Source organism: Streptomyces zagrosensis, assembly GCF_014203645.1.
In the GTDB taxonomy this organism is placed as follows: domain Bacteria; phylum Actinomycetota; class Actinomycetes; order Streptomycetales; family Streptomycetaceae; genus Streptomyces; species Streptomyces zagrosensis.
The window spans coordinates 64,152-78,844 of sequence record NZ_JACHJL010000004.1 but is presented as its reverse complement, the minus strand read 5'-3'; the positions used below and the strand labels follow the sequence as shown (position 1 = coordinate 78,844).

Below are 14,693 nucleotides of genomic sequence, written 5' to 3'. Positions count from 1 at the left end.
CTGTGTCCCAGCCGCTTGTGCCTAGCCGGCTTGCGCCGCCGCCGCGGCGTCCGCGTCGGCGCGCTGCGCGCGCAGGGCCCGCTCCACGCCCGCGCGGTTCTCCGTCACCACTCGGCGCAGGGCCGCGCTCGGCTCGGCGCTGTCCAGCCAGGCGTCCGCCGCGTCCAAGGTGGCCTGCGAGATCTGGAGCGAGGGGTAGAGGCCCACCGCGATTTGTTGGGCGATCTCGTGGCTGCGGTTGTTCCAAAGGCCCTTGACCACCGCGAAATACTTCTCCGCGTACGGGGCGAGCAGCTCGCGCTGGTCGGTCTGGACGAAGCCGCCGATGGCGGCCTCCTGCATCGCGTTGGGCAGCGTGTCGTCCTCCACGATCGCCGCCCACACCGCGGCCTTGGCCTCCGGCGTCGGGCGTGCCGCCCGGGCGCTGGTCGCGTACTGCTCGCCGGCTGAGGTCTGGTCGCGCTGAAGCTCGGCCGCGATGGCGTCCTCGTCGGCCCGCCCCGTGGCGGCCAGCCGCTGAAGGAGCGCCCAGCGCAGGTCCGTGTCGATGGCCAGGCCCTCGATCGTCTCGCTGCCGTCGAGCAGCGCGGCGAGCAGGTCGAGGTGGGCCTCGATGCGGGCGGTGGCGGCGAACGCGCGGGCCCACGCCAACTGGTGGTCGCTGCCTGGCGCCGCGGCCCGCAGGTGCTCAAGCGCCGCATCGCTCCAGATGGCGAGGCCGCTCTCGCGCCAGCCCGGCGCCGCGTACAGGTCCAGCGCCAGCTTCACCTGGCGGTGCAGCGACTGCACGACGCCGATGTCGGTCTCCTTGCCGATGCCGGAGAGCACCAGCGCCAGATAGTCGCGGGTGGCCAGCTCGCCGTCCCGCGTCATGTCCCACGCCGAGGCCCAGCACAGCGCCCGCGGCAACGACTCGGCGAAGTCGCCCAGGTGCTGGGTGACCACGCGCAGCGACTCCTCGTCGAGCCGCACCTTGGCGTACGACAGGTCGTCGTCGTTGAGCAGCACCACGGCCGGGCGCGGTTTGCCCACGAGCTGCGGCACGGGGGTGAGTTCGCCGTCCACGTCCAGCTCCACCCGCCCCCAGTCCTCGGTCGCGGGGACGCCGGCGCCGCGCACCAGCTTGCCGTTCGCGTCCAGGTCGTAGGCGCCGACCGCGATCCGGTGCGGGCGCAGCGTCGGCTCGCCCTTCGCACCGGTGGGCAGCGCCGGGGCCTCCTGCCGGATGGCGAAGGAGGTGATGATGCCGTTCGCGTCGGTCTCGATCTCGGGGCGCAGCACGTTGATGCCCGCCGTTTCCAGCCATGCCTTCGACCAGGTCTTCAGATCGCGGCCACTGGTCTCCTCCAGCGCGCCGAGCAGGTCGCTCAGCCGCGTGTTCCCGTACGCGTGGCGCTTGAAGTACGCCTGCACGCCGCGGAAGAACTCGTCCATGCCGACGTAGGCGACGAGTTGCTTGAGGACGCTGGCGCCCTTGGCGTAGGTGATGCCGTCAAAGTTGACCAGCACATCGTCCAGGTCGCCGATCTCGGCCATGATCGGGTGAGTGGACGGCAGTTGGTCCTGCCGGTACGCCCAGGTCTTCATCGAGTTGGCGAAGGTGGTCCACGAGTGCGGCCACTTGGAGCCGGGGGCGTAGGCCTGGCAGGCGATGGAGGTGTAGGTGGCGAACGACTCGTTCAGCCACAGGTCGTTCCACCACTCCATGGTCACCAGGTCGCCGAACCACATATGGGCCAGCTCGTGCAGGATGGTCTCGGCCCGCACCTCGTACGCCGCGTCCGTCACCTTGGATCGGAAGACGTACTGGTCGCGAATGGTGACCGCGCCCGCGTTCTCCATGGCGCCCGCGTTGAACTCGGGCACGAAGAGCTGGTCGTACTTGGCGAACGGGTACGCGTAGTCGAACTTCTCCTCGAACCAGTCGAAGCCCTGCCGAGTGACCGCGAAGATCGCGTCGGCGTCCAGGTACTGGGCGAGCGAGGGACGGCAGTAGATGCCCAGCGGCACGGCGCGCCCGTCCTTCTCGTACGAGCTGTGCACGCTGTGGTACGGGCCGACGATCAGCGCGGTGATGTACGAGGAGATGCGCGGCGTCGGCTCGAAGTGCCAGACGTTGTTCTTGGGCTCGGGCGTCGGGGAGTTGGAGACCACCGTCCAGTTGTCGGGGGCCACCACGGTGAACTGGAAGGTTGCCTTCAGGTCCGGCTGCTCGAAGGAGGCGAACACTCGGCGCGCGTCGGGCACCTCGAACTGGGTGTACAGGTAAGCCTGTTGATCCACCGGGTCCACGAACCGATGCAGACCCTCACCGGTGTTGGTGTACTCGCAGTCCGCGACCACCCGCAGTTCATTGCGGCCGGCCAGCAGCCCCGGCAGCGTGATCCGGGAGTCGGCGAAGACCTCACCCGCATCGAGCGCCTCGCCGTTGAGCACCACCTCGTGCACCGCGGGGGCGACCAGATCGATGAACGAGGACACGCCGCTCTCGGCGGAGTCGAACCGCACCGTGGTTACCGAGCGGTAGGTGCCTCCTTCCTGTGCGCCGGCGAGATCGAGTTCGATCGCGTATGCATCGACGGTGAGCAGGCGCGCCCGCTCCTGCGCCTCTTCGCGGGTCAGATTCGTGCCAGGCACCTGGGCATCTCCTTAACGACTTTAGATGTACTGCCATCCTTCCACGCCCCCAGAGACGGCCCCGCTGATTAATCGGGTCCGCGCGAAACGGTGCGGCCCGCGCGGGGGAGCGGCTGGGTCTTGCCGGCGCGCCACCGCAACCGCGAGAACAGGCGCAGCCGCGGCCACAGGCAGAGCTGCGGGCAGGCGCAGCCGCAGCCGCGGACGCAGGCGCGGGAACAACACGGCGGGGCGAGCCGAAGACACCGGCTCGCCCCGCCAAACAGGCACATCCCGTACATCTCGCACATGGCGCATGATTCGCACATGGCACCCGTTGCGTGTGCCTCGTGCACAGCGTGTATCCCGCGCGCAGTACGCGTACTGCGCGCGGGAGTGCGCGTTAGGGGATGACCTTCTCGATCTTCACGCTGCCGCCTCCGGTGCTGGTGCCGGCCTGGTTGACCAGCGACAGCTCACCGAAGAACGTCCGGCCGTCCGGCGCCGGACCTGCGACCACGACATCGGCCGTGACCTGGGCCGACTGACCGTTGGCGAGCTTGACCGGCTTGGCGTCGTCGGCCTTCAACTCACCCAGCGAGGGGGCGAAGAACAGGTCCTGGTAGTCGAAGGCGGTGCTGCCCGCGGGCACCGAGTAGCCGGCGACCTCGATGGTGTACGTGCCCGCCTTGGGCGTACGCAGCGACACCTTCTCATCGGAGCCGGACGACGTGGAGTCGCCCACCACCTGGCCGTTGAACACCACGGCCAGGTCCAGGTCCGACTTGGCGTCGGCGGCGCCACCGATGGTGACGTCGAGACGCGAGGTGCCTTCGGCGACCGTGACCTGCGTCTTGCGGGTCTCACCCTGCTTGATGGTGGGGCGCTCGGTCTTCGCAGAGCCGAGCGGGCCGCCCTTCAGCTTGCCGTCGATGGGGCCGAACCCGTTGGTGACCTTCCACTCCACGGGGGTGGCCTTGCCGACCTTCGCCTCAGCGAGGGTCTGCGTCTCGGGCGCGAACGTGCTGCCCAGCGCGTTCACGGTGAGCTGGTACGGGTTGTCCAGGATCGGCGATGTCCGCCGGGCCTCGACCTCGATCTCCCACACGCCCGGGATCGGGTTGGCGTACGCGCGCCGGTCGGGACGGCAGGTGTTGTTCGGGTTGTTGTAGTTCGGGTAGCAGGCGATCGACGAGGTCGAGTCCACCGGAATCCCGTACGGGTTGATCGCGATGAAGCGCGTCTGGCTCTTGCCCTTCAGTGCGCCGAGCGCCACCTCAAGGGTCTTAGCGCCCTTGGGGACGTTGACGAAGTACGAGGTCGGGGCGCTGCGCTGCACCGAACCCGACTCCTTGACCGTGTACGACGGAGCAGCAAGCGGCTTCGCGACCACGACCGTGTTCAGGATCTGGTGGTCAACGCCCTCGGTCCTGCGGTCGTTGACCTCCAGGATGGCGCTGTGCACGCCCACCGCGCGAGGCTTGGCGGCAATCTTGACGGTGACCGGCTTGTTCAGCGGCAGCGACACAGTGCTGCGGCCGTCGAGCCGGAAGGCACCGCTGTTGTTGCGCCAGTTCAACTGGTGCGACACGGCGCGGTCCGGGCCTGTGGTGCGGGTGATGGTGACGTCGTACGTCTTGGACTGTCCGGCCTTCAGACCGCTCTCGCGGTCGTAGACGCCGGTGCCAAAGCCCGGGGTCTTGAGGTAGTCCGAGAGCGCGGATTTCACCGGCGCCTTGACCGTGTACTCATGCGCCTTGGCGCCCTTGCGAATCGACTTCCAGGCATCGACGATGTCCATCCGGCCAGCGCCCTGCTCGTACGCCTGCACGCCCGGAATCTTGTGAGCGGTGCTGGTCAGCGCCGTGCGCAGAGCGGCGGGGGTGAGCTTGATGCCCTGCTGCTTGGCTGCCGAGAGCAGCAGCGCCGAGGCGCCGGCGGCCTGCGGGGACGCCATCGAGGTGCCTTGCAGCATGCTGTAGCCGACCGGCAGGTCGTATCCGGCCTCAGCTACCGGCGAGCCGGGCAGCCAGGTCTGGGTCGTGTTGATGGACGAACCCGGGGCGACGAGGGTCGGCGTGAAGCCGCCGTCCTCCCGCGGCCCGCGCGAGGAGAACGGGAAGAGGTTGTAGGTCCGCTTCACCTCGGAGCCGTAGTTGGCGGCCCAGGTTTCCTTGGACACGCCCGCGCCGACGCTGATCACCTTGTTGGCGAGCGCCGGGTCACCGATGGTGTTGGCACCCGGACCGCTGTTGCCCGCGGAGATGATGAGCTGCACGCCGTAGGTGTCGATGAGCCGGGTGTACAGCTCGGAGCGCGCGTTGTTGCCGTCGTTCAGCGGCGGCAGGCCGCCGATCGACATGTTGACGACGTTCACGCCGCGCTCGGTGACGAGGTCGATCATGCCCTCGGTCAGCGCCACGTTGGTGCAGCCGCCGCTCCAACTGCACGCACGCGAGGAGACGATCTTGGCGCCGGGGGCGGCGCCGTTCATCTTGCCGCCGAACAGCTTGTTGGCGGCCGTGATGCCCGCGACGTGCGTGCCGTGCTCGGACTCGATGATGCCGACGTTGACGAAGTCGGCCTTCTTGCCGACGTTGCTGCCGCCCAGCGGGTCGAGCGGCACGTTCTTGCGGATCTCCACGACGAACGGGGAGCGCTCCGCGATCGGCGTCTTCGGGTCATCGGTGCCGAAGTAGCCGACCTGGTGCCCGTCCCGATACGGCTTCATCGGCTTGTCGTCCGCGAAGTCGCCGTTGTCGTTGAGGTCCACGCGGACGGTGCCCTTGGCCGCGTCGTACAGCAGGGCCCACGAGTCCGTCTTGTCGCCGTCCCGGTTGACGTCACCGTGGTAGTCGCTGCCGTCAGGGCCGCCGTCGGTGATCTTCTCCTGGAAGACATTCACCTGGTACGAGCCCTCGGGGGCTTTGTAGGTGCGGCCGTTGAAGGAGAAGCTGGGGCCGGCGACGTTGGTCGTCATCGGGCGCCAGGTGCCGTCCTGGTCGGTGATCGGGTCGGTCGCCGTGACCCAGTCCGTGATCTTGCGCTCGCCGGTGGTGGTCTTCTGAAGCGCGGGGTGCGCGAGATCGACACCGGAGTCCAGGACGCCGATGGTCACGCCCCGGCCATCGGCGCGCGGGTTCTTCTTCACGAAGTCCACGGCGCCGGTCTCATGCGCGGGCTGGTACGGGTTCTTGGCGGGGGTCTTCTTGCCCGGAGCCGGGTACGAACCGGCCTTCGCGGACGTGCCGCCGCGCACCGAATCGGCGCCGGGAGTCGGGTCCGGCAGCTTGATCTCGTGCTTGAGGTCGATGCCGTGCACATCGGACAGCTGCTTGGCCTTGCTGATGGCCTGATCGGCCTGTCCGATGGGGACGGTGGCGCGGACGTAGCCGAGCTTGTCGTACGTGCGGCCAACGGACGCGCCCTTGACGGCATCCAGTTCGCTGGCGACGCGGTCGGTCGAACCCGGCTGGGCCGCGACCATCATCGTGATCGTCTTGTCGCCCTCGGCCTTGGCCTCGGCGAGCAGCTTGGCATCGGCCGCACCAAGCTTGTCCTTCGCCGGCTTGGCGGGAACGAGCGGGGCGGGAACGGGGCCGGGCTCATCAGCGAGCACGGGCGCCACCCCGGCAGCGGACAGCGCCGCCACCAGGCCAGCAGCGAGCACGATGCGAGTCGTGCGTCTCTGACGTCGGGATATATCAACAGGTGATCGGGACATGGACATCCTTGTTCGGAATGCGGTGCCAACTGACCGTTCACCTTTGTGTAAGAACACATTGTTTGGGGAGTGCTACCCAAGCCAGATGTAGTGGTTGGCATATTCCCGCCATGCGGCATACCTGACGAATGCGATATAGAGCCCCAAAGGGGGCCGCCCGGGCCGAAGCGAACGGGCGCGGTAGGGCGCGGTGCGGTGCGGTGCGGCGGGGCGCGGTGCGGTGCGATGGGGCGCGAGCGGCCCGCGGGCGGTATGGCGCGGGCAGGGCGGGGCGCCCGGCCGCAGCGGCCGAGCGCGAGCGGCCCAGCGACGGTGATCAAGCTAGTTGCGCGAAGGCTCCGCGGCGCGGGCGGCGCGTCAACCGGGGCTCACAAGCGCCACGTAGCCCGTCCCACTTCACCTGCCGGCACCGGGCCCGGCGCCCCGCACGCGGGGGCCGTGCCGCCAGTGCGTTCCCCTCTTCGGTGAACACGCGGTGGCCGGCAAAGCTCCCGCGGGCGAGCGGTCGATGGCCGTCCCTGGGGCGAGAGATCCACGTGCGGAGATGGGCGTCACACGTTGCTGTCCCGTTTACGCGCAGGCCATTCCCACTGCCAACGATCCAAGTGACGGCGGTGGCCAGCCGCCTGCCGTTGCTCCTACCGGCCCCATCCCTCGTGCTCCCATCACCCGCCCACCACACCCGTCGTGCCCAGCACTCGCCCGTCACGCCCCACTGCTTCCGCGCATTGACTCGGGGAGATCGCGCATGTCCCGTATGGCCCGGTCCCGTATCCGTTCCGCCGCATCGGCCGCCACGTCCACGGTGGCCGCGGTCAATCGCCGCACCCTGCTCGCCGCCGCCGGGGGCACCGGCGCCGCCGTCGGACTCGGCCTGGCCCTCGGCCCCGCCACCGGGTCGGCCACCGCGTCGCCGTCACCGCCGGAGCCCGTACGCGGCGCCGAACGCCGCGTCGCTCCGGCGCCCGCCGCGGCGGCCCGGCCATCGGCCGCGGGTACCACGCTGCAAAGCGTCGCCGCCCCGCGCGGCTCCGGCGCGTATCGACGGCTGGGTGACGGGCCGGGCTGGCCGCGCAAGGTGCGCGGCGAGCTGGCCGCCGCCAAGGCGGGCCGCGCCGACCGGCGCACCACGCTCGCCTCCTTCGTTCAACTCACCGACCTGCATCTGACCGATGTGCAGCACCCGCTGCGGTACGAGTTCATGCGCTCGGGCCGCGTGAACGCCTGGCGCCCGCACGAGGCGCTGTCGGTCGTCGGCGCGGTCTCCCTCATCGAGCGGGTCAACGCGCTACGGCACGGCCCGGTGACCGGCGCACCGCTGTCCTTCGCGATGACCACGGGCGACAACACCGACAACAACGCCAAGGTCGAACTCGACTGGTACCTCACCGCCATGAGCGGCGGCCGGATCTCCCCCAACACCGGTGACCGGCGGCACTACGAGGGTGTCCAGGACAGCGGTCTGCGCGAGTTCTGGCATCCGGAGAGCGCCCTGCGCGACGCGGACAAAAAGCTCGGCTTCCCGCGCCTGGACGGCTTCTTGAAGGCTGCGATGCGCGACGTCAACAGCCCCGGGCTGCGGATGCCCTGGTACTCCACCATCGGCAACCACGACGATCTGTCAGGCGGCGCCTACGCCTTCGGCGGCAGCTACCTCGCCGACGTCGCCACCGGCAAACGGAAGCTCCAGATCATCCCGGCCGCCGAGGCCGAGAAGATGTACCAGGCCGAGCGGAAGGGTGATGACCCCACCGGCAAGCGGATGAAGGAACTGCTGCGCGCGCACTCCAAGCGCATGCGCACCGTCACCCCCGACGAGCGCCGCGCGCCCTTCACCCAGCGCGAGTACCTGGCCGCCCACCTCGCCCCGCAGCACACGGGCCCCGGGCCCATCGGCCACGGTTACACCCGCGCCAACCTCGACGCGGGCACCCTGTACTACACGTTCCGCATCTCCGCTGACGTCGTCGGCATCAGCCTGGACTCCACCGACCCCGGCGGCCACTACACCGGCTCCGTCGGCACCGCTCAACTCCGTTGGCTGGAACGCACCCTCAAGGCGCACCGAGACGAGCACATCATCGTCTTCAGCCACCACTACAGCCGCGGCATGAAGAACATGAACCGTGACCCGGCCCGCCCGAAGGAGGCCCGGCACAGCGGCGCGGAGCTGGTCGCGCTCTTCAACCGCAACCCCAGCGTGCTGGCCTGGATCAATGGCCACAGCCACACGAACGAGATCACCCCGCGCAAGACGTTTTGGGAAATCACCACGGCCTCCCACATCGACTTCCCGCAACTGGCCCGCATCGTCGAGCTGGTGGACAACAACGACGGCACCCTCTCGCTGTTCACCACCCTCATCGAGTCGGCCGCGCCGCACCGTACGGACTACGCCGACCTCTCCCAGACCGGCCTCGCCGCCCTCTACCGCGAGCTGTCGTTCAACGCCCCGGCACGCAGCACAGCACTCGCCGGTGACCCGCACGACCGCAACACCGAACTGCTGCTGCGCAAGCGCCGCTGACCCACCGACTTCCGCATCGCGGCTGTGCTGCGCTGTGCTGCGCTCGACCGAGCGGTCCTGCTGCATACGATCCGGCAATGAACGCTCCCGTCATACTCAAGGCCGCCGCACCCGGCAAGCCGTCTGCCGAGGTCGGCTACTGGACGGCGGCACAGGCTCGCGGGCGAGGCGTGGCCCCACGAGCCCTGCACACCCTCACCGCCTGGTCCTTCGATGCCTTCCAAGCAACTGGTCTGGAACGCCTCGAACTCCTCCATCGAATGGACAACTTGGCATCCTGCCGCGTCGCCGAGAAGAACGGCTACCAGTTCGACAAGATCCTGCCGTCCGCTCCTCCCTCCTACCCGCTCGATGGTCATCTCCCTATACGGCGCGCAGCCGCCTGACCTCGTCCCGTCCCGTCCCCGGCACCGCCCGTGGCCCTGCCCTGGCGAGCGTCCCGTACGAAGCCACGTACGGGTGTCGCAAAAACGATCAACCCGTGCGCCGTGCGCGACGTCCTGTCCCTATGACCGAGGGCCATGACGCGTGGGTCCCTGTGACCAGGGGACGGCGCGCGGACGCATGGCCCAGCGACGCGCGGCAGCGCGCGGAGGAGGGGTTGATCGCAGATGTCGGCACAGGCGATACGGACCGCGGTGGTAGGGGCGACGGTGGTCGCCACACTGGGAGCCGCCGCACTGACGGCACCCACCGCGGGGGCGACCGATGGTGCGGACGGCGCGAGCCGGGACACCGGGCACGCGGCCACCCAGGCCGCCATGGACGCGCAGGTGGCGGATGGTGTGCCGGGCGTGGTGGGCCAGGCCCGCGACAAGCACGGGGTATGGAACGGAAACGCGGGCGTGGCCGACCTGACCACCGGCAAGCCGCGCGGCAAGAACGACCGCTTTCGGGCGGGCAGCATCAACAAGACCTTCACGGCGACCGTGCTGCTTCAGTTGCAGGCCGAGGGAAAGATCGACCTCGACACATCGGTGGACACCTATCTGCCTGGCCTGGTCCGCGGCAACGGCCACGACGGCCGGAAGATCACGGTGCGCCAACTCCTCAACCACACCAGCGGGATCTTCAGCTACACCGCTGATTCGACGTTCCAGCAGAAGTACGCCACCAAGAAATTCCTTGCCCACCGCTACGACACGCTGTCGCCCCAACAGGCGGTGGCCCTCGCCATGCGGCACCTTCCCGACTTTCCGGCGGGCACCGACTGGAACTACTCCAACACCAACTACATGCTCGCCGGCCTCATCATCGAGAAGGTGACCGGCAAGCCGTACGCAGCCGAGGTCCAGCGGCGCATCGTGCAGCCGCTGAAGCTGCGGTCCACCACCTTCCCCGGCACCAACCCGAACGTTCCCGCGCCGAGCGGGCGCGCCTACGGCAAGTTCCAGGGCGACCCGCAGGGCAAGGTCTACGACGTCACCCGGCTCAACCCTTCTTGGGGCTGGGCGGCCGGCGAGATCATTTCCAACTCCGCCGACCTCAACCGCTTCTACGCCGCGCTGCTGCGCGGCAAGCTGCTGCCCCGCGCGGAGCTGGCCGAGATGAAGACCACCGTTTCGACCGGTGCGGGCAGCCCGCTGCGGTACGGCCTTGGCCTGGCCCAGCTGCGGCTCTCTTGCGACAAGGCGGTGTGGGGCCACGACGGCGGCATCCACGGCTCCGCCTCGTTCGCCTTCGCCAGCGAGGACGCCAACCACGCCATCGCGTTCAACCTCAACAGCGACTGGGTCGGCGACGGCGTGGCCGTGGTCGAAGCGGAGTTCTGCGGCCCCACCGACACCACACCGGACAAGGGCCACGACAAGGCCCATCCGAAGGGTGACGACCAGGCGAGGCGTACCGATGTGACCTCGCCCATCAGTGCGTCGGTCAGCGCGGCAGGATAGTGACATAGGCGGGGGGCTCGCGGTCGGCGGACGCCAACAGGGCGGCCCGCACGGCTGCGGCCCGCCGCTCCAAGCTCTCCCGCAGCCGCCGCGCCGTGAGCTGGATGACCGTGATGCCGAGCTCTTCCAGGTGCTCGCGGCGGCGCGCGTCCTGCGGCCAGGGCGTGTCCTCGTCGCCCTGTGGCCCGCGCGCGATCAGCTCGACGGCCACGGCCTGGTCCGGCCAGTAGGCGTCCACGGTGGCCAGGTACGGACCGCCGAGCCGTCGCAAGCCCACGTTCCACAGGGGTTCCGGCAGCCCGTACTCGCGCACCATCCGGTAGAGCAGCCCCTCCGCGACCGCCCGACTCTCGGCCAGCAGCCCCTCGATCGCGCCCCTCACCTGCGGCCGGTCCAGCAACTGGGCCGCCGTCAACTCCCTTACCACCGTGCTGGCTTCACCATGCCCATCGCGTACCGCCTCCAGCAACAAGGCGCGTACGTCGTCGGCATCGCTCAGCGAGCCGACCACATCCGCGAGAGCGCGGGCCACCGGCGCCACCGGGAGCCCGGTGATGTCTCGCGGGCGGGGTAGCGCACCGGTGGACAGTAGTTGGGCAAAGGCGGTCGAACGCGGTCGCTGGAGGGAGCGCGACACCAAGATGTCGATCCGCTCCAGGGCGGCCAGCGGCGGCATCGAGGCGAACCCGTGCAGTGCGAGCGCTGCCGCCCCGGTCACCAGCGCCGCCGGGTGCGCACCGTGGTCGGTGCCCGGTGGCGCCGCGTACAACAGCGCAGCCTGTACGCGTTCGGCTCCGCTGGGCCGGCCCGCATGGAGCAGGTACACGCCCGGCAGCACCTGCTGCCATGGCCCGCCGGGGCGTCCGCGCTCGGCGACCACGGCGGCGGGCACCCCGTGCTCACGCAGCTGGTTGACCGTCATTACCCGGCGCTGGACGGCGGAGAGGTGGCGCAGCGGGAGCGGAGCGGCGACTCCGCGGGGCGCCATGAAGTCATGAGTCATGCTCCGCACGTTCCCGCGCTTGCGCGCCCCCGTATCCGCTGTGACAGAACTGTCGGAAAACCGGGACGATCCCACACTAAAGCATATGAGTTCGACTCCCGATAACGCTCCCGGACGCCGCCGGCAAACACCACCCCGTGAGCCACGCCACCCACACTGAAAGCCAGCAGCCAGCAGCCAGCAGCCGAAAGCCCGCAGCCGGCGGGAGGGCACAGCCTCCCGCCGGCCACCGGTCGGCTATTGCCCCGCTCAGGGGGCGCCACCAAGGGCGAGTGCTTACGCCGCGGGCACCACGTCGCAGGACTGGGCGTGCAGGGCGCGGGCCAGGTCGTCGCGACCCTCCGCGACCAGGCGGCGCAGGGCCGGGGCTGCGTCGGCGTGCTTGGTCAGCCACTCCTCGACGGAGTCGAGCGTGGCCTGGTCGCCCTGGAGGATGGGAAACAGGCCGTTGACGATGGTCAGCGCGATCTCGATGGACCGCTCCTGCCACACTCGCTCCAGCGCCTGAAGGTACGTGGGTGCGAACGGGGCGAGCAGCTCGCGCTGGTGCGGCTGGTTGAGCCCCGCGATGGTGGCCTCCACCAGCGCGTTGGACAGCTCGTCACGGTCCACGATCGACGTCCATGCCTCGGCCTTGACCTCGGCCGATGGGCGCGCCGTCAGGCACCGGACCTGGTGCCGCTTGCCGGACGCGGTGTTGTCGCGGGCCAGTTCGGCATTGATCTGCGCGGCGTCGGCGGCGCCGTACGCGGCGAGCGTGGTCAAGAACGTCCAGCGCAGCTCTTGATCCACCTCCAGACCATCCACCTTCGCGTTGCCGGCGAGCAGCCCGCTCAGTAGCTGAAGGTCGGGTTCGGTGGAGGCGACGCCGGCGAAGAACCGGGCCCAGGTCAGTTGGTGGCCGCTGCCCGGCTCGGCCAGCCGAAGTTCTCGCAGCGCACCCTGGGCCAGGGTCTGCCCGGCCTGCTCGCGGGTTCCCGGCGCGGCGTAGTGGGCCAGCGCGTACCCGGCCCAGGACTGCACCATGTGCAGCACGCCGATGTCCGTCTCCATGCCGCTGAACGCCTCGACCAGGGCGAGGAAGTCGCGCGCTGGCATCAGCCCGTCCCGGGTGAGGTTCCACAGCGCGGACCAGCACAGGGCGCGGGCCATGGGGTCGGCCAGCTCGCCGAGGTGCCCGCGCAAGGTGGCCAGGGACCCCTCGTCGAAGCGGATCTTGCAGTACGTCAGGTCGTCGTCGTTGACGAGGATCAGGTCGGGTCGCTCGGCCCCCGCCAACTCGGCCACCACCGTGCGCGGCCCGGCCACATCCAACTCGGCCCGCGCGTACCGCTTCAACTCTCCGTCCGCGCGCCGGTACAGGCCCACCGCGACTCGGTGCGGGCGCAGCGTCGGGTGGGAGTCGGAGGCCTCCTGGAGCACGGCGAGCTCGGTGATCGTGCCGGCCGCGTCGTAGGTGGCCTGGGGGGTGAGCGCGTTGACGCCGGCGGTCTGGAGCCAGGCGGCGGACCAGGCGGCCATGTCGCGGCCCGAGGTCTCGTGGAGCACCGACAGCAGATCGGCGAGGGTGGTGTTGCCGTAGGCGTGTCGCTTGAAGTAGCGGCGGGCGCCTTCGAGGAACGATTCCTCACCGACGTACGCGACGAGCTGCTTGAGTACCGAGGCGCCCTTGGCGTAGGTGATGCCGTCGAAGTTGAGCTTGGCGTCCTCCAGGTCCCGGATGGTGGCGGTGACCGGGTGGGTGGAGGAGAGTTGGTCGGCGCGGTAGGCCCAGCTCTTGCGGCGGTTGGCGAAGGTGATCCAGCCATCGGTGAAGCGGGTCGCGCCGACCAGTGCGTAGGCACCCATGAAGTCGGCGAAGGACTCCTTGAGCCACAGGTCATCCCACCACTGCATGGTGACCAGATCGCCGAACCACATGTGGGCCATCTCGTGCAACAAGGTGTTGGTGCGGGCCTCGTAGGACGCCTGGGTGACCTTGCCGCGGAAGACGTATTCCTCGCGGAAGGTGACGCAGCCCGGGTTCTCCATGGCGCCGATGTTGTACTCGGGCACGAACGCCTGGTCGTACTTGCCGAACGGGTACGGGAAGTCGAAGCGGTCGTGAAAGAAGTCCAGGCCCTGTTTGGTGACGGTGAAGATGTCGGCCGCATCGAAGTGCTTGGCGAGCCCCTTGCGGCACAGTGCGCCGAGCGGGATGTCGAGCGTGGTGCCGTCCTTGAACGTGCGGCTGTAGTGGTCACGCTCGTAGTGGTAGGGGCCCGCGACGACGGCCGTGATGTACGTGGAGATGGGCTGGGTCGTCACGAAGCGGGTGTGGGTGCCCCCGCCGTCTGCTGCGGTGGGTTCGCTCGCGCGGTCACCGTTGCTCAGGACGGTCCAGCCATCGGGCGCGGTCACCGCGACGGTGAACGGGGCCTTGAGGTCGGGCTGTTCGAAGCTGGTGAAGATGCGCCGAGCGTCGGCGGGCTCGACGTGCGTGTAGAGGTAGACCTCGCTGTCCTCGGGGTCTACGAAGCGATGCAGGCCCTGACCGGTCTTGCTGTAGGCGCACTGGGCGTCCACGGTCAGCACGTTGTCCGCGGCAAGGCCGGTCAGCGCGAGGCGGGAGCCGTCGTAGACCGTGGCCGGGTCGAGGTCGCGCCCGTTGAGCGTGACTGCCGTGATGGAGGGGGCCAGCAGGTCCGCGAAGGAGGAGGCGCCCTCCTCGGCGCAGCGGAACCGGATGGTGGTGGTGGAGCGGAAGGTGCGTGGGCCACCCGCGGGGTCGCGGGGGCCGATCGCGCTGCGCAGGTCGAGCGCGATGTCATACGCGTCCACGGTGAGCAGGTCAGCCCGGCTACGGGCCTCTTCTTGGGTCAGGTTCTCACCGGGCACGACGTGACTCCCTTGTCTGCGTCTCATGTATTGGTCAGCAGGATCATTCCATGC

6 protein-coding genes and 1 pseudogene are annotated in these 14,693 nt (G+C 69.4%); 3 read left to right on the top strand and 4 right to left on the bottom strand.

Annotation, left to right across the window (positions count from 1 at the left end; genetic code table 11):
• Positions 1 to 21: 21 nt before the first annotated feature.
• Positions 22 to 2,637 carry an aminopeptidase N gene (pepN, locus tag FHS42_RS09400; protein WP_184570932.1) on the bottom strand — a complete coding sequence of 872 codons (2,616 nt, stop codon included), beginning with the start codon at positions 2,635 to 2,637 and terminating at the stop codon, positions 22 to 24.
• A 382-nt stretch (positions 2,638 to 3,019) separates the two neighbouring features.
• On the bottom strand, positions 3,020 to 6,340 hold the full coding sequence (locus FHS42_RS09395) for a S8 family serine peptidase (protein ID WP_184570930.1): 3,321 nt from the start codon (positions 6,338 to 6,340) through the stop codon (positions 3,020 to 3,022).
• A gap of 748 nt (positions 6,341 to 7,088) precedes the next feature.
• Here FHS42_RS09395 and FHS42_RS09390 point away from each other — a divergent pair.
• The 3 genes and pseudogenes from FHS42_RS09390 (at position 7,089) to FHS42_RS09380 (ending at position 10,759) form a co-directional block, all read left to right on the top strand.
• Positions 7,089 to 8,867: a TIGR03767 family metallophosphoesterase gene (locus FHS42_RS09390; protein ID WP_184570929.1), complete on the top strand. Its 1,779-nt coding sequence runs from the start codon at positions 7,089 to 7,091 to the stop codon at positions 8,865 to 8,867.
• A gap of 89 nt (positions 8,868 to 8,956) precedes the next feature.
• Positions 8,957 to 9,253, top strand: a pseudogene (locus FHS42_RS09385) (GNAT family N-acetyltransferase); the annotation flags it as partial.
• Positions 9,254 to 9,478: 225 nt separating this feature from the next.
• Positions 9,479 to 10,759: a serine hydrolase domain-containing protein gene (locus tag FHS42_RS09380; RefSeq protein WP_184570925.1), complete on the top strand. Its 1,281-nt coding sequence runs from the start codon at positions 9,479 to 9,481 to the stop codon at positions 10,757 to 10,759.
• Here the strand turns inward: FHS42_RS09380 and FHS42_RS09375 are convergent.
• Together FHS42_RS09375 and pepN (FHS42_RS09370) are read right to left on the bottom strand one after the other, a co-directional pair.
• Complete coding sequence (locus tag FHS42_RS09375; RefSeq protein WP_184570923.1) at positions 10,743 to 11,762, bottom strand: hypothetical protein; 1,020 nt, start codon at positions 11,760 to 11,762, stop codon at positions 10,743 to 10,745. The genes FHS42_RS09380 and FHS42_RS09375 overlap by 17 nt on opposite strands.
• Positions 11,763 to 12,038: 276 nt before the next feature.
• Entirely contained in the window at positions 12,039 to 14,639 is a 2,601-nt protein-coding gene (pepN, locus tag FHS42_RS09370) for an aminopeptidase N (RefSeq protein WP_184570921.1), read from the bottom strand.
• Positions 14,640 to 14,693 lie beyond the last annotated feature (54 nt).